Origin of the sequence: Serratia grimesii, assembly GCF_900186025.1 — a bacterium.
GTDB lineage: Bacteria > Pseudomonadota > Gammaproteobacteria > Enterobacterales > Enterobacteriaceae > Serratia > Serratia grimesii.
The window spans coordinates 4811286-4835749 of sequence record NZ_LT883155.1 but is presented as its reverse complement, the minus strand read 5'-3'; the positions used below and the strand labels follow the sequence as shown (position 1 = coordinate 4835749).

The following is a 24464-nucleotide window of genomic DNA, read 5'->3' as shown; positions in this document are numbered from 1 at the left end:
TGCCTGACAGAACTCTTTTTATCACCCGGCTTCGTGGCGTGCAAATGCGAATGGCGAGTTAAATCAGTTACGTAATTGCAGCGTTTTTTTCCACTTTGAAAAAATTAGCGACAGATTCGGTAGCTTTGATCCGACGGCGTCAATATCGGCATTTATTTGGCAACATTTCTCTGGCTGAATACGAGCAGTAACCATTTGTGTTTCGCAGGGAAATGCTGAAATGAGAACATGGTGTTAATAACGGTGTTAACAAATGGCTATTCATTTCTATTTTATGGCGTAACGCACCCAAAGATTATTTCTACTGGGAAGAACGAAAAAACTGCAGCTTTATTGAGGCGAGTCAAAAAAGGGTGGGGATATTTTAGTGAGAAAGGGCGGAGTTAACTCCGCCCTTGGTACCTTTGGCTGTTCAAGTTTGCTGCATTGCCCTGCAATACCACAGGGCGCAGCATGTAGCGTCTTTAGCCTTTTTTGCCGAATGCTGCCGCCAATGCATCACCCATTGCGCTGTTGCCCGCCGGTGTGTTGCCGCCACGCGGTTTGGCTTTATTAGCCGGTGCCCGGGTTGCATTGTCTTTGGTCGGTGTTGTATTGCTGCCACGGCGCGGTGAACCTTCGCCCGGTTGCTCATCCAGACGCATGCTCAGCGCGATACGCTTGCGCTGCAGGTCAACTTCCATCACCTTCACCTTAACAATATCGCCTGCTTTCACCACGGTATGTGGATCTTCGACAAACTTGTCCGCCAGCGAGGAGATATGCACCAGGCCGTCCTGATGAACGCCGATATCCACAAAGGCACCGAAGTTAGTGACGTTAGTAACCGAACCTTCCAGAATCATCCCTGGCTGTAGGTCGTTGAGGGTTTCAACGCCTTCGGCAAAGGTTGCTGTTTTGAATTCAGGACGTGGATCGCGGCCCGGCTTCTCCAGCTCTTTCAGGATATCGGTGACTGTCGGCACACCGAACTTCTCGTCGGTGAAGTCGCTGGCTTTCAGGCTGCGTACGGCAGCCGGGTTGCCCATCAGATCTTGAAGTGCTTGCTGGGTGGCCGCCAGAATGCGTTCGACCACCGGGTAGGTTTCCGGGTGAACAGTTGAGGCATCCAGCGGGTTATCGCCGTGGTTGATGCGCAGGAAGCCAGCGCACTGCTCAAATGCTTTTGGCCCCAGACGGCTGACCTTCAACAGTTGTTCACGGTTACTGAAGCGGCCATTCTCATCACGCCAGGTGACGATGTTTTGCGCCATCATACGTGTCAGGCCCGCCACTCGGGTCAGCAGTGGCACGGAGGCGGTGTTCAGATCGACACCGACGGCGTTTACACAGTCTTCGACGACCGAATCCAGCTTTTTCGCCAATTGGCTTTGGCTGACATCGTGTTGATACTGGCCGACACCGATGGATTTCGGATCGATTTTTACCAGTTCGGCGAGTGGATCTTGCAGACGTCGGGCGATGGAGACTGCACCACGCAACGAGACGTCAAGGTTAGGGAATTCCAGAGCTGCCAGTTCGGAAGCGGAATATACCGAAGCGCCAGCTTCACTGACGATCACCTTTTGTGCTTTGACCTCACTGAACTGCTGTTGCAATTCGAGGTAGAAACGCTCGGTCTCTCGCGATGCGGTGCCGTTACCGATGGCAACCAGCTCCACTTTATGTTTGATACACAATGCAGCGACGATGGCGGCCGCTTTAGCCGCCTGGCCGGTGTGCGGATAGACGGTGTCGGTAGCGACCAGCTTGCCGGTCGCATCCACAACGGCCACTTTTACTCCGGTACGCAGGCCCGGATCCAGCCCCATAGTTGCGCGCATACCTGCCGGCGCAGCCATCAGCAGATCGTGCATGTTACGGGCGAAGACGTTTATTGCCTCGTCTTCTGCACGTTCGCGCACCGTGCTCATCAGCTCGGTTTCCAGATGCAGCAGTACCTTGATGCGCCAGGTCCAGTTGATCACGGCTTTACGCCAGGCATCCGCCGGTGCGTTATTCAGGCGCAGATCGAGGTGGCTAATGATGATTTGCTCCGCCTGGCTTTCGCGCGGGGCTTCTTCAAACTGTGGGTCGGCATTCAATGCCAGTTGCAGTACACCTTCGTTGCGACCGCGGAACATCGCTAGCGCCCGGTGTGACGGCACCTGAGAAATAGGTTCGTGGTGATCGAAGTAGTCGCGGAACTTGGCGCCAGCCTCTTCCTTGCCTTCCACCACTTTGGAGACCAGATGGGCGTGTTTCCACAGGTAGTTACGAACCTTGGCCAACAAGGCTGCGTCTTCGGCAAAGCGTTCCATCAGGATGTAACGCGCGCCGTCGAGGGCGGCTTTCACGTCCGCAACGCCTTTGTCTGCGTCAATGTAACGTTCGGCCAGCTGTTCTGGTTGTTGTTGAGGATCCTGCCACAATGTGTCCGCCAATGGCTCCAGACCGGCTTCTATCGCGATCTGACCACGGGTGCGGCGCTTGGGTTTGTACGGCAGGTAAAGGTCTTCCAGTTCGGTTTTGCTTTGCGTGGCGGTGATCGCCCCCGCCAGCTGTTCGGTCAGTTTGCCCTGCTCGTCGATCGATTTAAGGATGGTCTGACGGCGGTCTTCCAGTTCACGCAGATAACCCAGGCGGGTTTCCAGCTGGCGCAGTTGGGTATCGTCCAAACCCCCGGTGACTTCCTTACGATAGCGTGCAATAAAGGGCACGGTATTACCTTCATCCAGCAGACGGATGGCGGAGTCAACTTGCTCCGGCCGGGCCTGCAGTTCTGTTGCAATAATGCGGCTCAGTGGGTCATTCATAAGTCTGGTATCTGTTGAGAACGGTTAGTAAACAGGGGGACAGTTATACGGATTGATCGGGGAAAATGCCAGTGAAGCGGGCCGTCTCTCGGCAGTCATGACGCGCAAAGCGGCCTGTGCTGCGGCGGTGGACGGCCGCTCGGAAAAAACTGAAATCTTATTTAACGTACTCAATCTCATTCACATACCACAATGCATCACCCACAGGGGTGTTGACGGTGGTGGCGTCACCCACTTCTTTTTTCAATAAGGCACGGGCCATCGGTGAGTCGATGGAAATGTAGTCGCGGCGGCCAAAAATCTCGTCATAGCCAACGATGCGAAAGCGTTTAATGTCACCGCCCTCGTTTTCCACCTCAACCCAAGCGCCAAAGAACACTTTACCTTCTTGCTGCGGCGAGTAATCGACAATTTTCAATTGCTCGAGGCATTTGGTCAGGTAGCGCACCCGGCGATCGATTTCCCGCAGCCGTTTCTTGTTGTACTGATAATCGGCGTTTTCACTTCTGTCGCCGAGGCTGGCCGCCCAGGTCACTTTTTTGGTGACTTCGGGCCGCTCTTCACGCCAGAGAAAGTCCAGTTCCTGTTTTAGCTTGTCATAACCTTCACGGGTTATCAGCTGCGTTCTCATCGTTTTTCCGCCTTCATGAGCATATCAAAGGGAAGAGAGTCATTGCGTTAGCAGAGTGTCGCACAAACTCACGCTGGGCTGTAGGTTGCCGTTGCATAAAGAAATGTGAGTTCAATAATTAGCAGTGTGCAAAATTGCTGGCGCTCGCGTTTCTTATCGCGCTGGCTGAGTTACACTGCGAATCAGACACCGGGCGTGTCCGTTGGGCGAAGATACAGTGATCCTAAATTTAACCAATGAGCATCGGGATTTTGGCGAACCTTCGCGGGCATTTTGATGAAAATTGTTGATAAATGGGCAAAAGAATAAGCTTTGTAACAATTTCGTCTAGAATATATACCATTAAATGCTGTCCGAAATGACAGGGTTTTTTAACAATATTCACGTCAGGCAATAAAGCCTTTGGGAGTAATACAATGCAAGAGAATCATAAGATTCTGGTCGTCGATGATGACATGCGCCTGCGTGCGCTTTTAGAGCGTTATTTAACCGAGCAGGGTTTTCAGGTTCGCAGCGTCGCCAACGCTGAGCAAATGGATCGCTTGCTGACACGTGAATCCTTCCACCTGATGGTGTTGGACCTTATGTTGCCTGGCGAAGATGGTCTTTCCATCTGCCGTCGTCTGCGCAGCCAAAGCAACCCTATGCCGATCATTATGGTGACCGCCAAAGGTGAAGAAGTCGACCGTATCGTCGGTCTGGAAATTGGTGCCGACGATTACATCCCAAAACCGTTCAACCCGCGTGAACTGCTGGCCCGTATCCGTGCGGTTTTACGCCGTCAGGCCAATGAACTGCCGGGCGCCCCTTCACAAGAAGAGGCGGTGATTGCCTTTGGTAAATTCAAACTGAACCTGGGTACCCGCGAAATGTTCCGCGAAGACGAGCCTATGCCGTTGACCAGCGGTGAATTCGCCGTGTTAAAAGCGCTGGTAAGCCACCCGCGCGAACCGCTTTCACGCGACAAGCTGATGAACCTGGCTCGTGGTCGTGAATACAGTGCAATGGAACGCTCCATCGACGTGCAGATTTCTCGTCTGCGCCGCATGGTTGAGGAAGATCCTGCGCATCCACGTTATATCCAGACCGTTTGGGGTCTTGGCTACGTCTTCGTCCCGGACGGCAGCAAGGCATGAGGCGATTGCGCTTTTCACCGCGTAGCTCGTTTGCCCGTACCCTGCTATTGATCGTCACCTTGCTGTTCGTCAGCTTGGTGACGACCTATCTGGTGGTGCTGAACTTTGCCATCCTGCCCAGTCTGCAGCAGTTCAACAAGGTATTGGCCTACGAAGTTCGTATGCTGATGACCGATAAGCTGCAGCTGGAGGATGGGACCTTGCTGGAGGTGCCACCGGCGTTCCGTCGCGAGATTTATCGCGAACTGGGAATTTCTCTCTACACCAACTCGGCGGCGGAGGAGAGCGGTCTGCGCTGGGCGCAGCACTATCAATTCCTCAGCCAGCAAATGGCACAGCAACTGGGGGGGCCGACCGACGTTCGTGTGGAAGTGAACAAGAACTCGCCGGTAGTGTGGCTGAAGACTTGGTTGCAGCCGGATATTTGGGTGCGTGTCCCACTGACTGAAATTCACCAGGGCGATTTCTCGCCGCTGTTCCGTTATACCTTGGCGATCATGCTGTTAGCGATAGGTGGCGCTTGGCTGTTTATACGCATTCAGAACCGTCCTTTGGTCGAACTTGAGCATGCTGCTTTGCAGGTCGGTAAGGGGATTATCCCACCACCGTTACGCGAGTATGGCGCATCAGAAGTACGATCGGTCACGCGAGCCTTTAATCAAATGGCATCGGGCGTTAAGCAACTGGCGGATGACCGCACGTTGTTGATGGCCGGCGTCAGCCACGATTTGCGTACGCCGCTGACGCGCATTCGTCTGGCTACCGAGATGATGAGCGCCGAAGATGGTTACCTGGCGGAGTCGATCAATAAAGACATTGAAGAATGTAATGCCATCATTGAGCAGTTTATTGATTACCTGCGTACCGGCCAAGAGATGCAAACGGAAATCAGCGATCTGAATAGTATTCTGGGCGAAGTGGTTGCGGCCGAGAGTGGTTATGAGCGGGTTATCGAAACCGCCATGGCACCGGGTGAGCTGATGATGAATGTGCATCCGTTGTCGATCAAGCGTGCGGCAGTCAATATGGTGGTGAATGCGGCGCGTTATGGCAACGGCTGGATCAAAGTTAGCAGTGGTCGTGAATTGCAGCGCGGTTGGTTCCAGGTGGAAGACGACGGCCCAGGTATTAAACCAGAAGAGTTGAAACATCTGCTGCAGCCCTTTGTCCGGGGTGACAGCGCACGCAGTACTAGTGGCACGGGCTTGGGCTTAGCTATCGTTCAGCGCATTATAGATGGCCACCATGGCGCGTTGGAAATTGGTACCAGCGAACGTGGCGGGTTGTTGATCAGGGCGTATATTCCGTTACCGATGGAGAAAAAAGAGTCGTCCAACGGGCATCAAACAGCAAAAGACAACGCCTAATCCCTGACAGTGAAGCTGCCCTGTCAGGGTTTTCTGCTCATGACGTAATATTCCGCCGCTTCTTCATGCAAACGCCGACCGGTGCTGGCTTGCCAAGGGTCGATTAGTTCAATCCCGCAATGGATAAAGGCTTGAGTATTACGTGTGGCCAGGGCAGCACCGTAATGCAGACAGGTGGCGGCGATCTGGGTGTCTGGGAAACTGACGCCGAGGTTGGCACCCATTAACTCCGCATGCTGTAGAGCGCAGCCAGTGTCAAAGGGTAAAACCCTGTCCAGAAACTCCTCCTGCAGCATTACGCTGAGATTGGACTGTAACTCAAACCGCTTTTTGCCATGGGGCATGCAGGTTATGCCAGTATATAGCTCCGCTACCACGACAGTGCTCAGATAGAATTGATACGTATCTTGTTGATCCAGCCACCTTAAAACATGGTAATGCGGTGTCGGGCGCAGTAACTCTGAAACTACATTGGTATCGAGAATAATCATGCCTGGTCGTCATCAAAGGTGACAATGCGCGCTGGTGTTTTATCTCGCGGTGGGATGTCTAGTTCAACGCCGCCCAACGCGGCAAAGTGTTGATGTATGCGAGTACCTAAACCATAGCGTGGCGTTTTTTTCACTAAGGCTTGTTTCAAAATCATACGAGCTTCCTCCTCCATGGAATGGCCATTTCTTGCCGCCGAGACGCGCAGCAACTCTTTTACTTCGTCGTCCAGATTCCTGACGGTTATGGTAGCCATTGAAACCTCCTTTGCTATCAATGATTGCAATGCTTATTATCCCTTTGCGTTGATTGAATAACAACCAATAAAAACAAAAAAAGGCGTGGAATCCACGCCTTAGCAGAAGCTGTAAAAAGGGGTATTACAGTTTTGGACCAGCGCTGACCAACGCGGCACCTGCCGGGGTATCGGTGTATTTGTCAAAGTTGGTGACAAAACGCTCGGCCAGATCCTGTGCCTTCTCTTGCCATTGCTCAAGGCTGGCATAAGTGGCGCGTGGATCCAGGATATCCGGGTTAACACCCGGCAGTGAGGTTGGCATCGCCAGATCGAAGATAGGCAGAGTAATGGTTTCCGCCTTATCGATTTCACCGCTGAGGATCGCGTCGATAATGCCGCGGGTATCCTTGATCGAGATGCGTTTGCCGGTGCCGTTCCAGCCGGTGTTCACCAGATAGGCCTGTGCGCCGGCAGCTTGCATGCGTTTCACCAGCACTTCAGCGTACTGCGTTGGGTGCAGCGACAGGAAGGCTGCGCCGAAGCAGGCGGAGAAGGTTGGGGTAGGCTCTGTCACGCCGCGCTCGGTACCGGCCAGTTTGGCGGTAAAGCCAGACAGGAAGTGGTACTGGGTCTGGTTAGCGGTCAGGCGAGAGACCGGAGGCAGTACACCGAAAGCGTCTGCGGTCAGGAAGATCACCTTGGTGGCGTGACCCGCTTTGGAAACCGGTTTTACGATATTCTGGATGTGATAGATCGGGTAGGAAACACGGGTGTTCTCGGTTTTCGAACCATCATTGAAATCTATTGTGCCGTCAGCCAGAACAACAACGTTTTCCAGTAGCGCATCGCGTTTGATGGCGTGATAGATATCCGGTTCGGCTTCTTCAGACAGCTTGATGGTTTTAGCGTAGCAGCCGCCTTCGAAGTTAAACACACCGTCGTCATCCCAGCCGTGTTCGTCATCGCCAATCAGTTGGCGTTTCGGATCGGTGGACAGGGTGGTTTTGCCGGTGCCGGACAGGCCGAAGAATACCGCCACGTCGCCTTTCTCGCCCACGTTGGCCGAGCAGTGCATGGAGGCAATGCCTTTCAGTGGCAACAGGTAGTTCATGATGGAGAACATACCCTTTTTCATTTCGCCGCCGTACCAGGTACCGCCAATCAGTTGCATGCGTTCGGTCAGGTTGAAGGCGACAAAGTTTTCCGAGTTCAGGCCCTGTTGCTGCCAGTTCGGGTTAGTGCATTTGGCGCCGTTCATGACAACGAAGTCTGGCTCGAAATCCTGCAGTTCTTCGTCGGTCGGACGGATGAACATGTTTTTAACGAAGTGTGCCTGCCAGGCGACCTCGGTAATAAAGCGGACTTTCAGACGGGAGTCAGCATTGGCACCGCAGAAGGTATCCATCACAAACAGGCGTTTGCCGGAGAGTTGCGTGGTGACCAGTTGTTTCAGGTCTGCCCAAATTTCCGGGCTAAGGGGTTTATTATCGTTTTTACCTTTACCCTGATCGGCCCACCAGACGGTGTCGCGGGTGATGTCGTCACGGACGATGTACTTATCTTTCGGGGAACGGCCGGTAAAAATACCGGTGTCGACGGATACAGCACCCAGCTTGGTTACGACCCCACGCTCAAAACCTTCCAGAGATGGGTCTGTTTCTTCCTTAAACAGCAAGTCATAACTTGGGTTGTGAACGATTTCGCCAACGTTATGAATCCCATAAGCGGCCAGATCTTGAGGGGTTATACCTTTAACACGCATGTCACTACTCCTTGGTCACAGAATTTCTGGCGCCAATTGTAGGGATTCAGCAGCGAGTAACCGCGATAGGTATCAAATATTTAACGTTTTAGTCGGTTTTTCGTTACGTTCTGAGAGATAGCACACGGAAAAAAGCAAACGTGCAAACGAAGTAAGCAGGCAGGCGCTGGGTGCGCCTGCCGACACAAGGTGCTACTTAGTGCAACTTGTCGCTTTCACCGGTGTTACCGGTGTACAGAGCTGCCACGTCCATGGCGTCGAAGACATAGTGATTGCCGCAATAATCGCAGTGCATATCAATATTGCCATCTTGCTCCAGCATTTGAGCGACTTCTTCCGCCGGCAGCGTAATCAGTGCATCAGCACAACGCTGGCGTGAACAGGTGCAACGGAAGACAACGTCTTGCGGTTCATACAGGGTGACTTCTTCCTGATGGTACAGGCGATACAGCACTTCGTTGGCTGGCAGGCCGAACAGCTCTTCGCTTTTAACCGTGTTGGTCAGTTGCACCAGATGATCGAAATCATCGGCATTGCCGTCCTGCGCTGGCAACACTTGCAACAACATGCCGGCTGCGGCCGGTTGGCCTTCGGACTCACCAGTACGGATGAACAGACGGGTTGGCAGCTGTTCTGACTGACGGAAGTAAGCTTCGAGGCATTCAGCCAGTGTTTCACCTTCCAGTGCCACTACGCCCTGATAGCGTTCACCTTCGGTGGGTGCGATGGTGATCACCATAACGCCATTACCGATCATCTGATGCAATGTGCTGTCATCAGCGATGTCGCTTTGTACACGTGCTACACCGCGCATTTCCTGACGGTTATTGCCGTTAATCACCGCCAGTTTCAGCGGACCATCACCCTGCAATTGCACAGTGATGTCGCCGTCAAACTTCAAGGTGGCGGTCAACAGGCTGGTAGCGACCAGCAGTTCACCCAGCAGTTTTTTTACCGGTGCCGGGTAGTCATGGTTATTCAGGACCTGCTGATAGGTTTCGCTGACGGTAACCAGCTCACCGCGCACCGCGTAGTTTTCAAACAGGTAACGGTGCAATTGGTCATGGTTAGACATAGTTTTCTCTCATTGCGGTGAGGGTTTATTCCTGCTCACCAAATTTAAATTTAATCAGGTCACGCCGCTCTTTCTTGTCTGGACGTCGGTCCGGATGCGGCATGGTCAACGCATTCATCTTGCGTGCGAGCGCCACTTTTTCTCGGTTGGCGATGCTGGTCTCAGTTTCCTGATACATTTGCTGCGCCTCGTCGGCGCCACGCCGCTGGCTGGTCAACGCCAGTACAATCACCGTGCGTTCTTCGTTACCTTGGCGCAACTTAATCTCGGCGTTGAGCTCAACAATCTTGCTTGGCTTCCCGCGCTGTCCGTTATAGTGCACCTTGCCGCCATCGATCATGTCCCGTGCCAGCGCGCGGGTCTTATAGAAACGTGCCGCCCAAAGCCATTTGTCCAGCCGGACGGCGTCGTCACGTGTTTCTTTACCTTTCATTCACTCCCCCTTGGCCAGCGCCGGAATCAACAGGCGGTAATCGCGCATTGACGGGTAGTGCTGGAAGGTTTTCTCCGCCATGCTGGAGTCCGGGTTTTGTACGCCCAGGCAGTAGCGAATACCGAAGGTACGGGCGGCATCCAAGATAGGTTCACCGTCGTCGACAAACAGCGTACGCTGCGGATCAAAACCGGTGTGTTGCTGTACTGCCTGCCACAAACGCTGATCTTCTTTCGGATAACCAAATGTGTGGGTAGAAAGTAATAAATCAAGGTGTCGATCTAAACCGGTATGCTCAATTTTTACCGCCAGGCTATGTGGATGGGCGTTAGTCAGCAAAATTGTCTGATGACCCGCCGCACGTAATGCCTGTAAAAACGGCTCGGTATCTTCACGCAGACGAGCACGGTTACCTACCTCGCTGGTCATACGGTAAATATCCATGTCCAGCCGTTCGCTCCAGTAATCGAAGCAGTACCAGTTCATGGTGTGCTGTACAGCCAGATATTCCTGATGAATAATTTTACGCGCTTCATCGAAGGGAATAGCCCGCTGCTCGCTCAGTGCTTTTGGCACCAGACTAAGCCAAAAGTGGCTGTCGAACTCCAGATCGAGCAGGGTACCGTCCATATCCAGCAGTACGGTATCAATCTCACGCCAGTCAAACTCGGGAACCATGAAAACTCCATAGGCGGACCGTCAGCGGTCCGCAGGATCAGGATAATAGCGTTAGCGTAGCATAAGCAGATGACAGGGCGCAGGCCGGCAAATGTGGCTTAGGGCATTGGCCGCAATGACATCGGGGAGAGTTGCGGGTTAAAGCAACTTTCGTAGTAGCGCTGGATATCGGCGATTCTGTGTTGATTGATGCGACGACGCTGTATGAGCCGCCAGGTGTTGTAACCCAGAATGACGGCGACCGCGAGCAGTAGCAGACTGGTGCCGAGATAACGCCAGAGAGTGATGATATCCGGCTCACTGTGTAACGCAATGTGGCGTGTGCCGTTGGCATCAACGCTGATATTGGTAATGATGCCCTGAGCTTCAAACGGCGTGTGCAGCAGCATACTGGACAGGCGTTGCAACTCATTCCATTGGTCAAGTGCATTGTATTCGTTTAGCGGCACAGCCGGCTGCGGGTGATTCACCAACTGTTTACCTTCATCGCTGCTGATCAAGAAACCGCCGGGTGGTGGGCTGTTGAGTGCAGCAGCGGCTTGTCGTGTTTCGTTGTACACAAACGACGATGCGGCAACCTTGGTCAGGCTTTCCAATGACTCGGCACTTACTGGACGCAGCAGTACGTTCACGCCTTGCAGAGCACCAGATTTGGCGCGTTTCACCAGAGTGGTCCAGTTTTTAACGTTGCCCAGATTCACCAGTGCGTTCTTCAGCCGGATACAGTCATTGTCCGTTTGGCACAGGTCTTGCGTTTTCAACACGATATCGGAAAAGTCATCCAGCAGGATCATGCCGGATTTTTCAATGGCGCTGGCCAACTGTGGGTTGAGCTTTTGTTCTGTACCGTCAGGGTGTAGTTGGGTATTGACCGTTGCCAGTAATGCAGAGGCCTTATCGATGACTTCCGACTCAGGCTGTGGCAATGGCGCGGCATTGTTCCAGTAAATACCTGAACAGTCGAAAGGCATAAAGTTGGTGGCACGAGTGCCACTGACCAACGGCGGCACATAACACATGCCGTTGCCCTGAGCTTTCAAGGTGTCACCGATCCGCAATGTTGCACCTTCCAGTGCTTGTACGGTAGTCACTTCAATTTTTTGTGCACCCTGTAACCAGGCCATACTTAGTTTGAGCGGCAGGCTGAGCGGGATATATGTCAGCAGTAGCAGCAGTACCAAGAGCGAACTGGCCATCAGCACAGCGTTTCTTCCCCATTGCTGTAGCGGGAAGTTTTTGACCTCATCATGCAGCGAAAGGAACCGCCCCTGGCGCAATACCTGACGGTTAAGATAGATATCCACGTCGGTCGTTTTACCCAAGTCCTGGGTAATGTAAGGCTGCCAGTGCGGCGGATAAATCAGATCGATAATACCGAGCGAGATGTTGCTGATCTGCCCCTGATTGGACTCGCCAAATAATCCCCAGCGTTTGGGCGTGCCCCGCAGGCAGTGTACTTCTTTCAACTCGCGCGCGGATGGCCGGCGGAACAGGTTCCAGCAGCTCCAGGCAATCATTAGTACGGCGACGATAATCATCCAGGGGATGACCACGACCGGGCTAATCAGGCTGAAGAAGAGCAACAGCAGGGCCGCTGAAATGATGGCGGCTTCTTTGATGCCATTTGGGCGATTCAGCGCATGTTCTTCCTGGGTTTCCTTGCGGATATTTACCAGCTCGACATGCTCGCTTTCTTCCTTGCGGATCGACGCGTTTTGGCTTGGTATTGCCTTCACCACCGGCGGCTGCGGTCGATCGTGAATATGATCTTTTAGTGAATGCCCATTGAGAGAGATCACCAGCGGCAGTGTCTGGGTTTTAATCACTTCAACATGGTTATCGGCGCTGATGTACTGTTCCCAAAACGGGGGGAGATGCACCTCTTCGGCGTCCAGATAATAGCGCCATTTATTGGGTTCATCGCTGGCCAAGCCGTAGCGGGTAATCGCGTGGGTAATCGGGTAGACGTTGTCGCTTTGCGGCGTTAGGGCCAGTTTGGCAGAAGGCAATGTGGTGCTGCCGGGCAACAGCTTGTTGCTCAACTTATTTTGCTGGCTGAGATAGTGCTCAACAGCGGCGCGTTCTTCACCGGTCAGCTTACGGTGTGTGGGTTTGATAAAAGGCAGGGCACGCGTCAGCAGCGGCTGATTGCGAGCCTTAAACCAAAGATACAGGCCGGCAGCAATCAGGCAGGCAAGCACTAAGGCCAATATCAACGCTATTGTGCTCATGCTATCCCCATTCTGTACCCGTGAACCTCACCAACCTGATGAATCGTGGCGCATTATACGCAGTCAAATGACCAAGAGACACCTAGAACAGTAACGGGAGAATAGATTCTCCACCGGGATCTCATTTCTTCATAAAACTCTTCGTTTTAACGTTGTGTCTTACCTGCGTGATGATAGCAACCCGGTTTCTCTATCGATATCGGCATTATCTTATTTTAATGCGCTCTTTTTACTTAAAAGGGATAGAAAGTCGGTGGGTGCTGGCTACGCTTGTTAAAAAAAAGTAAATTACTGCTTGTGCTCGTTGCAGCAAAGGTTCTCATTAACGCACAATGTGATCAAGATCGGATTTGGTCAGCGTTTAAGCGTATGTGAACTGCGCGTCACGCCAATCATTATTCTGGTTATCCGTATCACCACGCCCGGTACTGTGGCGTACAGCCGGATAACTCATTTGAGGCAATCATGGATAAACACCTGCAAAAACCTAAAATTCTGAAAGTGGAAACGGTCGCGCGTTCGCGTTTATTTAACGTTGAGTCGGTCGATCTGGAATTCAGTAACGGTGTGCGGCGGGTGTACGAGCGGATGCGGCCTTCAGAACGTGAGGCCGTGATGATTGTGCCAGTGATTGGTGACGATTTATTGCTGATCCGTGAATATGCAGTGGGCACCGAGTCTTACGAACTGGGTTTCCCCAAAGGGTTGATTGATCCCGGTGAAGGTGTGCTGGAAGCGGCCAATCGTGAGCTGATGGAAGAAGTGGGTTTTGGTGCAAAAAACTTTGATTTTCTAAGTAAATTGACCATGGCGCCGTCGTACTTTTCCAGCAAAATGAACATTGTTTTGGCACACGATCTCTATCCGCAGAGCCTGGAAGGGGATGAGCCTGAGCCACTACCGCAGGTGCGTTGGCCAATAGCCGACATGATGGCGCTGCTGGCGGAGCCTGATTTCCGTGAGGCACGCAACGTTTGCGCGCTTTTCCTTACCGAGGCATTCCTACGCGGTTCACGCTAGATGCCAATCGCCAAATAAAAAAAGGGCCAGATTTCTCTGGCCCTTTTTGTTAGAACAACTCGTGACTCTCGCCACCCGGATCCGTCAGCGTTGTGCCGGTATCCCGCGATGGGTAGTCTGTCGGCTGAGTTCCTTCAATAAAGTACTCGGAACGGCTGCCGCCGCCACCGCCTGAAAGCTTACCGCTGCTCTTGTCGATGGTGACGCTGATAATGCCCGGTGGTGGTGTGACCTTCTGCTCTGGGATACCTTCCAGCGCTGTTTTCATAAAGTCATCCCATGCCGGTTGTGCACTCTTCGCACCGCCTTCACCGCCGGATATTTGATCCGGGATCGCGCCGGAAGCCGTTGAACGGCCCAGATCACGCCGATGGTCATCGAAGCCAATCCAGACTGACGTAACGGTGTCTGGACCATAGCCGGAGAACCAGGCATCTTTTGAACTGTTGGTCGTACCGGTTTTACCGCCGATATCATGGCGTTTCAGGTCACGACCTGCACGCCAGGCGGTGCCCATCCAGCCGGGTTCGCCGAAGATGTTGCTGTTCAGCGCATCATGCATCAGGAACGCCAGCGGGGTGCTGATAACGTGCGGCGCATACTGCTGATCGCCGTCTTGCTGCACCTGAGCCGGAGTGACTTGCTCCAGTTGTGGCATTGGCACGTTGCCATTGTTGCCTTCCTGCGACGTCGCGACATTTTCAATGTTGTCTTCGGAAAGCACGGCTGAACGATGAGTATCACCATAAATGACCGGCAAATTGCAGCTGCTGCAGACAATTCGTGGTTTGGTTTCGAACACGGTGTTGCCGTTATCATCTTCAATTTTGGTGATGAAATACGGATCCACCAGATAACCGCCGTTCGCCAATACTGCGTAACCGCGCACCAGCTGCATTGGGGTGAATGAAGCAGAGCCCAGAGCCAGCGATTCGGTATGCACGATGTTCTGTGCCGGGAACCCGAAGCGCTGCAGGTATTCTGCTGCATAGTCGACACCCATCGCACGCATCGCACGTACCATGACCACGTTTTTCGACTGTCCCAACCCCTGACGCAGGCGAATTGGGCCATCGTAGGTTGGTGGGGAGTTCTTCGGACGCCAGTCGGTACCCGCACCTGGATCCCAACGGGTGATCGGCAGGTCATTCAGGATAGTTGCTAGGGTCAGGCCCTTATCCATTGCGGCGGTGTACAGGAACGGTTTGATATTAGAACCGACCTGGCGCAGCGCTTGGGTCACACGATTAAATTTGCTCTGGTTGAAGTCAAACCCGCCGACCAGCGCTTTTACTGCGCCGTCATTCGGGTTGATTGAAATCAGCGCTGAGTTCACGTCTGGCACTTGTGACAGCCACCAGTTTTCGCCAACCTTCCGTACCCAAACCTGTTGACCGGCTTGCACTACATCGGTGACGCGTTTCGGCGTTGGGCCTTGTTGAGTATCGGACTTGTACGGTCTGGCCCAGCGCATGGTAGACATCGGCAAGGCGATATTACTGCCGTCTGCCATCATTGCCGTCGCCTCTTCGGCGCTGGTTGCTGTGATCACGGCAGGTGATAACGGGCCGTAGTTAGGCAGATTTTTCAGCGAATCGACGATCTGCTTTTGATCCCAGGCTGCTTCACCGACTTTCCACAGCACGTTGGACGGGCCGCGGTAGCCGTGGCGCATGTCATACGCCAGCACGTTATTACGTACGGACTCTTGCGCTGCCAGCTGTAATTTCTTGGTGATGGTGGTGTAGACCTTGTAGCCGTCGGTATAGGCGTTGTCGCCATAACGCTTGATCATCTCCTGGCGTACCATCTCGGAGAGATAGGGGGCAGAGAAGCTGATTTCCGGCGCATGGTAATTGGCCACTAATTCTTCACTGCGTGCCTGATCGAACTGTGCCTGGGTGATGTAGTGCTCATCCAGCATGCGCGACAGCACCACGTTGCGGCGCGCGACGGCGCGATCGTGGGAATAAAGCGGGTTGAAGGTTGACGGTGCTTTTGGCAGGCCGGCGATAGTCGCCATTTCGCTTAAGCTGAGCTGACTGACGTCTTTACCGAAGTAAACCTGAGCCGCAGCACCTACGCCATAGGCGCGATACCCCAGATAGATTTTGTTCAGATACAGCTCAAGAATTTCGTCTTTGCTCAGCATTTGTTCAATGCGAATGGCCAGGAAGGCTTCCTTGATTTTGCGCATCAGGGTGCGTTCCGGGCTTAAGAAGAAGTTTCTCGCCAACTGTTGGGTGATGGTACTCGCCCCCTGTGACGCATGGCCAGAGACCAGCGCAATAGAGGCTGCACGGAAGATACCGACAGGATCGACGCCGTGATGCTCATAGAAACGGCTGTCTTCGGTGGCGATAAACGCATGCACCATGACCGGCGGAATTTGGTTTAGCTTCAGCGGAATACGGCGTTTTTCACCGTATTGGGCGATCAGTTCGCCATCGGCGCTGTAAACCTGCATTGGTATTTGCAGCCGCACATCTTTCAGCGTTGCAACGTCAGGCAACTGTGGCTCGACATATTTGTACAAGCCAAAGATCGAGGCTGCCCCCAACACGATGCAACACACTGCAAGGATTAGTAAATACTTTACGAACTTCACCTGAGATTTCCCATTTTCATGTCATTTGGGCAGTTTATAAACAACCGCGCGGTAGTATAAAGGCAAGCCTGCAACATGGATATGTTCTTTTATCATCTGACGATATGGAGGTCGGGCGAAATATGTTCACTCAAGCATGGCAGGTGGGGCTGGATATACAAAGCAACTGCGTTCGCGCGCTGGCGGCTCAGCGACGTCGTCATGGCTGGCAACTGCGTCACTGGTGGCAGCAAACGCTGCCGCAACCGGTGCTGCGAGAAGGTTGTCTGGTAGACACCGAGGCATTGATTCATGCACTGCGACAATGGCGAATTCAGTTACCAAGACATATTTCCTTACGCATTGCTCTGCCCGCACAACGGGTTTTACAACACCTCTTACCGTTGCCGGATGCCAGGTTAAAAGAGCCTGCGCGCGGCGACTACATCACCAGTCAGGGGCTCAAACAGTTCCCGCTGGACAGCCAAACCCTGGCGCTGGACTACCGCTGTTCACCATCAGATCCTACCGCGTTGCTGCTCACTGCTGCACGTCAGCAAGAATTGCAGCAGTGGCTGCATTGCCTGCAACAGGCCAATCTGCAGCCACAGGTGGTTGATATCACTCCTTGTGCACTGCGCACGATGGCGGCAGCGGCAGGGCTACCGGCCAACGCCGGTCTGCTGCATCGCCTCGACCAAGAATGGCTGTGGGTGGCCCCACGCCGTGCGGCCTATGGCCTTGTGCCGGTAGGGTCAGCGGACGGTGTGAGCCTGGCTCTGGCGGCAATGCGTGCGGCCTGCCCATCGCACGATGAACATCAGATTTACTATAGCAGCGTAACAGATGAGCAAACGCCATCGGGGTGCTTGCCTTGGTCGCCGTTCAGTGCCTTCAGCCAACTACGGCCCCCCTTACCCGCATTGCCAGCGGCATTCGTCTTGGCGGGTGGCCTGGCGCTGCGTGGAGAGGACTGCTGATGTATCAGGTGAATCTTATGCCCTGGCGCGTTCAGGTTCAGCGTCGGCGTGGTGCCTTTTGGTTGCGAATGTTGGTGCTGCAATTGGTGCTTATGCTGGCTGTGTTGATGGTGGTTTTTGGTCTGTTAAGCCAACAACAGGCGCAGCGGCACGAGGCACTGTTGGTGTTGGTCCGACAGCAAGCGGAACTGACCGACCGTCATCAGCAATTACAACAGGCGATGGCGCGTCTGGCCCGTTTAACCGCGCTGGCGGAACAGTACGATAAGAACCAGGTATATAACCGACGTTATCTGCAGTTATTACAGCAATTCTCAACGCTATTACCCCCGCCATTGTGGCTTATTGCGCTTGAAGCTAATGCGCAAAGCGTCAGTCTGCGGGGGCTTAGCCGCCGTTATGAAGCGGTGGTTCAGTTTGAGCAGCAATTGGCGACAGTGTCGTTATTGCAGAGCTACCGTCTGGCCGAAGTGGTGCGGCGGCAGGATGGCCTATTTTCATTTGCGTTGGTCGCGCAATGGAACCGAGATGAATAAGCCGCTGCCACGTTGGATGGCGAGATGGTTAGGCTTGTCGGGGCGTGCGCTGCTGGGGATACAGGGTCTCATGTTTAGTGGAATGGCTCTGCTGTTTGGCCTGTTACTGCAAGGGAAATGGCAGCAGTTGGAACAGACCGCGGCGGAGCATCAATTGCTCACACAACGTATTGAACTGTTATCAGAACAAGTGGCGCGTATGCCAACGCTTGAAGCGGTGAACCAAAATCTTCAACAGATCGCACAGCGACCCGCCACCAAGGGGGATTTGATGACGGTATTGCAACGCGTCGGCGCGGGGCTGCAACGCTGGCAGCAACATGAAGGCTCATCGCAGCAAATGCTGAGGCTGCATCTCAATTACGGCAGGTTATTAATACTGCTGGAGAATTTACCTGCCCAATTACGCCTTGCTCAAATGTCCGTCGAAGCGCAGGCGGGAGGTCTCACCACGGATTTTACTTTCCAGGATGCGGTGTCGTCAGAGGCTACGGCGGTAAATATCAATGAATAAACGCAGTGGTTACTGGCTGTTATTACTGCCGTTGGGGTTGATGGCACAGCCGCGAGATCCCTTTAGCCCCTTGCCAATACCTGGTTGTGTGTCAGCGACCGAATCATTGGTAGGCTGGAAATTGAAGGGGACCCTCGGACAAGGAGCGTTACGGCATGCCTGGGTTATCACCCCCACTGGGCAGTGGCTGCGGCTGGCTCCTCACCAAACCTTGCTTGCTGGGCGTTGGCAGGTTGAGCAGGTACAGGCAAAACGATTGACGCTGAAACGGGAAGAGGGTGACGGGGATACAGAGTGCCCTGCTGCTGAGAATACGGCGGTGTTGGTGCTGGGAACCCCTCATAAGGAAGAAAAAGAATGAAAGGATGCCGCTGGTTGGGGATGTTGCTATGGGGCGTGGCCATTACTGGTTCAGCACAGGACCAAGACCCTATTTCATTGGAGTTTCAGGATGCGCCGGTTACCGTCGTGTTGCAGGCGTTGGCAGATTATCGGCAATTGAATGTGGTGACTGCTGTGGGTGTCGCGGGCAATCTGACGCTGAGGCTGGATAACGTACCCTGGCAGCAGGCATTGGCCGTGATCCTGCGTATGGGGAAGTTGTCGATGACCCTAGAGGGCAATGTCATGATGGTGCACCCTGAACTGAATGAACAGGAAAAACAGAGGCAACAACAAGCCTTGGCACAAAAACAGCCACTGCATAGCGTGACTCTGCCGTTGAGCCATGCTGATGCTACCGAGGTTGCCGCAAGCCTGAATGCCCAGGGCCGTATGTTACTGAGTGAGCGCGGTAGCGTGGTGGCGGACAAGCGCACCAATGCGGTGTTGGTTCGCGATACTGCGTCGGTCGTGGCGTTGTTAACGCAGCGGATTGCGGAAATGGATGCGCCGTTGGCACAGGTCCAACTAGCGGCGCATGTTGTCACCATCAATAGCGAGAGTTTGCGTGAGCTTGGTGTGCGTTGGGGATTGGCACCGGATGAAAGGCCAGCGAAATCGTGGCAGATGAATGGCTTTAATGTAAGTTTGCCGCTGGAACGTAGTGCACTCAGTGCCGGTTTTCACTTAGCTCGGATCGGTGGGCGTCTGTTGGATTTGGAGCTGATGGCACTGGAGCAGGAAAACCGGGTGGAAATCATCGCCAGTCCACGCTTGCTGACGGCGAACTTGCAAACGGCCAGTATCAAGCAAGGGACGGAAATTCCTTACGAAGTGAGCAGTGGCTCCACCGGGTCGACGTCGATGGAGTTCAAAGAGGCGGTTTTGGGCATGGAAGTCACGCCGAAAATTTTACCCAATGGGCGAATCACCTTGGCATTGCATATCAGTCAGAACATGCCTGGACGATCGATCAGTCGTGCCGCTGGCGAGACACTGGCAATAGACAAACAGGAGATCAAAACCCAAGTGACGCTAAAGGATGGGGAAACCGTGGTTTTAGGCGGTATTTTTCAACGTCATAGTGCTCAGGGTGCGGACAAAGTGCCGGGGATGGGTGATGTGCCACTACTGGGATCCTTGTTTAAACAAAGCAGCAAACAGCATAAAAGGCGCGAGCTGGTGATATTTATTACTCCGACATTGATTAAGGCCTGAGCGGCAAGGTCCCAGGTTTGGTAGAAATCGCCTAAAGTTGATGAGCAGATGCACTTTTTTATCACCTTGGGGGCATCTGCGTTTGACGCTGCGGCCGATTTAGCTTACAAGGGTTACCGAATTGAGCACCGAGGTTTTTTTGTTAGCGCCAAGACGCCGTTAAAAACGTATGGTTTCCCTCCTGCGGCGTGGATTGCGATTTATTCGGTTGCCAAACTACCAAGAGTGTTGAGATAATTTTCCGTCTGATCTCGCACTATCGTTCATGAGGTTTCAGTTTAGGTCCCGCCGCTGATTTGATTGGCGGGGCGGGTTAACATTAACGAATTGTCTTAGTAATACCGAAAAACATGGCAGAGAAACGCAATATCTTTCTGGTTGGGCCTATGGGTGCCGGCAAAAGCACTATTGGCCGTCAGTTAGCTCAGCAACTCAATATGGAGTTTTTCGACTCCGATCAAGAAATTGAGCGACGTACCGGAGCTGACGTGGGCTGGGTATTCGACGTGGAAGGTGAAGAAGGTTTCCGCGATCGTGAAGAAAAAGTCATTAATGAACTGACGGAAAAGCAAGGCATCGTGCTGGCTACCGGCGGTGGTTCGGTTAAATCGCGTGAAACGCGTAACCGTCTGTCGGCGCGTGGCGTGGTGGTGTACCTGGAAACCACTATCGAGAAGCAGTTAGCCCGTACTCAGCGTGACAAAAAGCGTCCGCTGTTGCAGGTTGATTCTCCTCCGCGTGAAGTGCTTGAAGCGCTGGCGAAAGAGCGCAATCCGTTATACGAAGAAATTGCAGATGTCACCATCCGCACCGACGATCAAAGCGCCAAAGTGGTTGCCAACCAGATTATCAACATGCTGGAAAGTAACTGATTGCGGTTTCCGTGTTAGCCACGGCAAATGCGGAAGACTGATTGTGTTCCCCGCGGTAGCGGGGATAAACCACATTGAGAACTGAGCGCGACATGGAGAGAATTACCGTAACGCTTGGGGAGCGCAGCTACCCGATTACCATAGCCGCCGGATTGTTTAACGATCCGGCTTCTTTTATGCCGCTGAAGTCAGGTGAACAGGTCATGCTGGTCACCAACCAAACCCTGGCACCACTCTATCTGGACCACGTCCGGAAGGTGCTGGAGCAGGCTGGCGTCATGGTGGATCAGGTGATTTTACCTGATGGCGAACAGTATAAATCCCTTGCCGTGCTTGAGCAGGTGTTCTCGGCACTGTTGGAAAAGCCGCACGGTCGTGATACCACGCTAATCGCCCTCGGGGGCGGCGTGGTTGGCGATCTTACCGGCTTTGCCGCCGCTTGTTATCAGCGCGGTGTCCGCTTTATCCAGGTTCCTACCACGCTGCTGTCGCAGGTGGACTCTTCCGTTGGCGGTAAAACCGCCGTCAATCATCCGCTCGGTAAAAACATGATCGGCGCGTTCTATCAACCGGCTTCTGTAGTGGTTGATTTGGATTGCCTGAAAACCTTACCGGCGCGTGAACTCTCCTCTGGTCTGGCTGAAGTGATCAAGTACGGGATTATTCTCGATCGCGATTTCTTTGTCTGGCTGGAAAAAAATATCGATGCATTGATGGCGTTGGATATGCAGGCGCTCGCCTATTGTATCCGCCGTTGTTGCGAGCTGAAGGCCGAGGTGGTTGCCGCTGATGAACGCGAAAGCGGTCTGCGCGCGTTGCTGAATCTGGGCCATACTTACGGCCATGCGATCGAAGCCGAAATGGGCTATGGTGTATGGTTGCACGGGGAAGCTGTTGCTGCCGGTATGGTGATGGCAGCGGAAACTGCGCACCGTCTCGGTCAGTTCACTACCGACGATATTGAACGTATTAAAGCACTGTTGTTGCGCGCTGGTTTGCCGGTGTGTGGCCCGCAGGAAATGGCGCCGGAATCTTATCTGCCGCATATGATGCGTGATAAGAAGGTACTGGCCGGTGAATTGCGCCTGGTACTGCCGACGGCTATTGGCCAGGCGGAGGTCCGTGGCGGAGTGGGGCATGAAATGGTGCTTGCTTCGATCGCAGCTTGCCTTCCTGAACGGAATGCCTAAGTAAATCGGACGAAGTAACAGTGGCTTAGCCGCCGTTTACATCTATATTAATTAATGTGCAAAGCATGACTGGCGTCACTTTGCCATCATCGGGTTAATCTGCCCGTGCCACAGTAGGTCTACAGTGGTGGGCTTTTGCCTCTAGTTGGAGGGTTTCAGATGGATGAGTTTAAACCGGAAGACGATCTCAGACCTGATAGCAGCGATCGTCGTCCTGCACGTTCGCGTAAACCGGCTCCGGGACCACGCTTTGCTGTTTCGCGTCAGCATTTAATGATTGGTATCGGTATTCTGGTGTTGCTGTTGCTGATTATCGGTATTGGTTCAGCGCTAAAGGCGCCAACCAAGCATGAGGCGGCACAGGAAGGAGCGCAGAATGGTGCAGCCAAGGACATTAACCTGTCTGGTTCGTCGTCACTGACTGCCGGTAATACCGGTGTGCCAGGCGGCACCACTGACACCAATGACAATAACGGCGTGAGCAGCACTTCTCAGCCGCAGACGGTCAACGTTCCACCAATTTCCAGTACGCCGACGGAAGCGCAACCGCAGCCACAGCAGGGCGGCGCGCAACAGCGTGTTGATCTGCCAGGCAATATGTCGGATGCACTGTCAGCGCAGCAGGGCCAGGTTGATGCGGCGACGCAGGGCATGAGCGGCCCGGTGTCCACGCTGCCTACAGCACCAGCTACCCTGATGAACGGGGCTGCAGCGAAAGAAGCCACGCGTCCAGTGCAGGGCACCGCACCACAGCAACATAAAGTACCGGCGAAAAACGTCAGTAAGCCAGCGGCTACGGCTACGCAGCATAAAACACCAACCACGGTGTATACGCCAGCGCCAGCATCTTCCAGCAAAGCGGGTGCAGCGAGTGCGAAAGCGGGAACGGTAAGCGGCAATGGCGGCTCACTTCAGTCTGCACCGGCAAGCCATTACACTCTGCAACTGAGCAGCGCCTCGCGTTCCGATACGCTTAACGCGTACGCCAAGCAGCAGAAGTTGCAGCATTACCTGGTGTATTCAACCCAGCGTAATGGCAAACCTTGGTATGTACTGGTAAGCGGTAACTACGCCTCTTCAGCAGAAGCGAAGCGCGCAATCGCGACGTTGCCTGCGGATGTTCAGGCGAAAAAACCTTGGGTTCGGCCTGTAGGTCAGGTTCAACAGGATCTGAAAAAGTAACCCGATAGATTTCAAGCTGCAGCCAGGCGGTAAGAGCAGAAATTTCAGGCATTATAAGGGCGCAGCATGCTGCGCCCGTGTTAATCGGCGCGTACATATTCGCCCGTAACAGATGACTGAAGTGGCCTGCGGACAGGTCGAATAACTGTGCGTGGCCAATGATGCTGCGGCTTGAAGGATGAAGGGTATCAATCACTTAAATTTGTGCGCTGATGTGCTGTCTGAAACAGAGTACAATCCGCCGCTCTGAATTGTATAATAAGTAGCTAATTGACGGCATGAAGAAAAACCGCGCTTTTTTAAAATGGGCTGGTGGAAAATACCCGCTGGTGGACGAGATTCGTCGTCATCTACCAGCAGGCGACTGCTTAATCGAGCCCTTCGTGGGTGCGGGTTCAGTCTTCCTGAACACAGAATACGACGCCTATATTCTCGCCGACATCAACAGCGATCTTATTAATCTGTATAACATCGTTAAACTACGTACGGATGACTTCGTGCGTGATGCCCGCCTTCTTTTCACCGATGAATTCAATAAGTCGGATCAGTTTTACCTGCTGCGCGCAGAGTTTAATACTAGTAGCGATCCTTATCGCCGCGCACTGCTGTTTCTTTATCTGAATCGCCACTGTTACAACGGCTTGTGCCGATATAACCTGCGTGGGGAGTTCAACGTTCCATTCGGACGTTACAAGAAACCGTACTTCCCTGAGGAAGAGTTATACTGGTTCGCTGAAAAATCCCGCAACGCCACTTTTGTCTGTGAGCATTACCGCGATACCATGGCGAAAGCTGAGCGCGGTACAGTGGTGTACTGCGATCCGCCTTATGCGCCATTATCGGCGACGGCGAATTTTACCGCTTACCACACTAACAGCTTCAGCATGGCGGATCAGCAGAGCCTGGCGTTGATGGCGCATCAGCTTTCGGTAGAAAGCCAAGTGCCTGTATTGATTTCCAATCATGATACCGAGTTGACGCGTGACTGGTACCAGCATGCTTCGTTGTTCGTGGTGAAAGCACGCCGTACCATTAGCAGAAATATTCTTGGTCGCAGCAAAGTGAATGAGCTTTTGGCGCTGTATCGCTAAGCCGGGAACTCCCCGGCGTATTTACCCTATGGATTTCGAGTTGCAGCCAACAGTGTTG

General features: G+C 53.4%; 22 protein-coding genes. 12 read left to right on the top strand and 10 right to left on the bottom strand.

Annotated elements, in window-relative coordinates; genetic code table 11:
* Positions 1–464 precede the first annotated feature (464 nt).
* On the bottom strand, positions 465–2795 hold the full coding sequence (locus tag SGBXF1_RS22615; RefSeq protein WP_130382293.1) for a Tex family protein: 2331 nt from the start codon (positions 2793–2795) through the stop codon (positions 465–467).
* Between the two features lie 157 nt (positions 2796–2952).
* Entirely contained in the window at positions 2953–3426 is a 474-nt protein-coding gene (greB, locus tag SGBXF1_RS22610) for a transcription elongation factor GreB (protein WP_186427572.1), read from the bottom strand.
* A gap of 416 nt (positions 3427–3842) precedes the next feature.
* Here greB and ompR point away from each other — a divergent pair, with 416 nt between their 5' ends.
* Together ompR and envZ are read left to right on the top strand one after the other, a co-directional pair.
* Positions 3843–4562 (top strand): osmolarity response regulator transcription factor OmpR, encoded by a 720-nt coding sequence (gene ompR / locus SGBXF1_RS22605; RefSeq protein ID WP_004709363.1) that lies wholly within the window; start codon positions 3843–3845, stop codon positions 4560–4562.
* Complete coding sequence (gene envZ / locus SGBXF1_RS22600) at positions 4559–5929, top strand: two-component system sensor histidine kinase EnvZ (protein WP_130382291.1); 1371 nt, start codon at positions 4559–4561, stop codon at positions 5927–5929. Before ompR ends, envZ begins: the two co-directional genes overlap by 4 nt.
* Before the next feature lie 23 nt (positions 5930–5952).
* Here envZ and SGBXF1_RS22595 read toward each other — a convergent pair whose 3' ends face one another.
* From SGBXF1_RS22595 to SGBXF1_RS22565, 7 genes are all read right to left on the bottom strand, one after another.
* Complete coding sequence (locus SGBXF1_RS22595) at positions 5953–6420, bottom strand: type II toxin-antitoxin system VapC family toxin (RefSeq protein ID WP_037426602.1); 468 nt, start codon at positions 6418–6420, stop codon at positions 5953–5955.
* Positions 6417–6674, bottom strand: coding sequence for a FitA-like ribbon-helix-helix domain-containing protein (locus tag SGBXF1_RS22590; RefSeq protein WP_186427571.1), 258 nt, complete (start codon positions 6672–6674; stop codon positions 6417–6419). The genes SGBXF1_RS22595 and SGBXF1_RS22590 overlap by 4 nt, the downstream gene beginning before the upstream one ends.
* 124 nt (positions 6675–6798) lie before the next feature.
* Positions 6799–8418, bottom strand: a complete 1620-nt coding sequence (pckA, locus tag SGBXF1_RS22585) for a phosphoenolpyruvate carboxykinase (ATP) (protein WP_037426608.1) — start codon at positions 8416–8418, stop codon at positions 6799–6801.
* Positions 8419–8614: 196 nt separating this feature from the next.
* On the bottom strand, positions 8615–9493 hold the full coding sequence (hslO, locus tag SGBXF1_RS22580; protein WP_037426611.1) for an Hsp33 family molecular chaperone HslO: 879 nt from the start codon (positions 9491–9493) through the stop codon (positions 8615–8617).
* Between the two features lie 25 nt (positions 9494–9518).
* Positions 9519–9926, bottom strand: a complete 408-nt coding sequence (hslR, locus tag SGBXF1_RS22575) for a ribosome-associated heat shock protein Hsp15 (RefSeq protein ID WP_037426613.1) — start codon at positions 9924–9926, stop codon at positions 9519–9521.
* On the bottom strand, positions 9927–10604 hold the full coding sequence (gene yrfG, locus SGBXF1_RS22570; protein WP_130382285.1) for a GMP/IMP nucleotidase: 678 nt from the start codon (positions 10602–10604) through the stop codon (positions 9927–9929).
* 98 nt (positions 10605–10702) lie between these two features.
* Positions 10703–12835, bottom strand: a complete 2133-nt coding sequence (locus SGBXF1_RS22565) for an intracellular growth attenuator family protein (RefSeq protein WP_186427570.1) — start codon at positions 12833–12835, stop codon at positions 10703–10705.
* Positions 12836–13300: 465 nt separating this feature from the next.
* Here SGBXF1_RS22565 and nudE point away from each other — a divergent pair, with 465 nt between their 5' ends.
* Positions 13301–13855: an ADP compounds hydrolase NudE gene (nudE, locus tag SGBXF1_RS22560; protein WP_037426147.1), complete on the top strand. Its 555-nt coding sequence runs from the start codon at positions 13301–13303 to the stop codon at positions 13853–13855.
* 49 nt (positions 13856–13904) lie between these two features.
* Here nudE and mrcA read toward each other — a convergent pair whose 3' ends face one another.
* Positions 13905–16463: a peptidoglycan glycosyltransferase/peptidoglycan DD-transpeptidase MrcA gene (gene mrcA / locus SGBXF1_RS22555; RefSeq protein WP_037426149.1), complete on the bottom strand. Its 2559-nt coding sequence runs from the start codon at positions 16461–16463 to the stop codon at positions 13905–13907.
* A gap of 122 nt (positions 16464–16585) precedes the next feature.
* On the opposite strand from mrcA, the gene pilM reads away from it, so the two are divergent.
* The 9 genes from pilM to dam all read left to right on the top strand — a co-directional run bounded on the left by pilM (position 16586) and on the right by dam (position 24406).
* Entirely contained in the window at positions 16586–17422 is an 837-nt protein-coding gene (gene pilM, locus SGBXF1_RS22550; protein WP_186427569.1) for a type IV pilus biogenesis protein PilM, read from the top strand.
* A complete protein-coding gene (locus SGBXF1_RS22545; RefSeq protein ID WP_061808507.1) occupies positions 17422–17958 on the top strand; it encodes a PilN domain-containing protein in 537 nt (178 codons plus the stop codon). The genes pilM and SGBXF1_RS22545 overlap by 1 nt, the downstream gene beginning before the upstream one ends.
* On the top strand, positions 17951–18472 hold the full coding sequence (locus SGBXF1_RS22540; RefSeq protein WP_186427568.1) for a hypothetical protein: 522 nt from the start codon (positions 17951–17953) through the stop codon (positions 18470–18472). Before SGBXF1_RS22545 ends, SGBXF1_RS22540 begins: the two co-directional genes overlap by 8 nt.
* Positions 18465–18833 (top strand): DNA utilization family protein, encoded by a 369-nt coding sequence (locus SGBXF1_RS22535; RefSeq protein ID WP_061808505.1) that lies wholly within the window; start codon positions 18465–18467, stop codon positions 18831–18833. Before SGBXF1_RS22540 ends, SGBXF1_RS22535 begins: the two co-directional genes overlap by 8 nt.
* Positions 18830–20071 carry a DNA uptake porin HofQ gene (gene hofQ, locus SGBXF1_RS22530; protein WP_084797502.1) on the top strand — a complete coding sequence of 414 codons (1242 nt, stop codon included), beginning with the start codon at positions 18830–18832 and terminating at the stop codon, positions 20069–20071. The genes SGBXF1_RS22535 and hofQ overlap by 4 nt, the downstream gene beginning before the upstream one ends.
* A gap of 350 nt (positions 20072–20421) precedes the next feature.
* Positions 20422–20943, top strand: a complete 522-nt coding sequence (gene aroK / locus SGBXF1_RS22525; RefSeq protein ID WP_004391482.1) for a shikimate kinase AroK — start codon at positions 20422–20424, stop codon at positions 20941–20943.
* A gap of 92 nt (positions 20944–21035) precedes the next feature.
* Positions 21036–22133, top strand: coding sequence for a 3-dehydroquinate synthase (gene aroB, locus SGBXF1_RS22520; RefSeq protein WP_037426163.1), 1098 nt, complete (start codon positions 21036–21038; stop codon positions 22131–22133).
* 159 nt (positions 22134–22292) lie between these two features.
* Positions 22293–23315, top strand: coding sequence for an SPOR domain-containing protein (locus tag SGBXF1_RS22515; protein WP_037426166.1), 1023 nt, complete (start codon positions 22293–22295; stop codon positions 23313–23315).
* 278 nt (positions 23316–23593) lie between these two features.
* Positions 23594–24406 (top strand): adenine-specific DNA-methyltransferase, encoded by an 813-nt coding sequence (gene dam / locus SGBXF1_RS22510; protein WP_037426176.1) that lies wholly within the window; start codon positions 23594–23596, stop codon positions 24404–24406.
* The last annotated feature ends 58 nt before the right edge of the window (positions 24407–24464 follow it).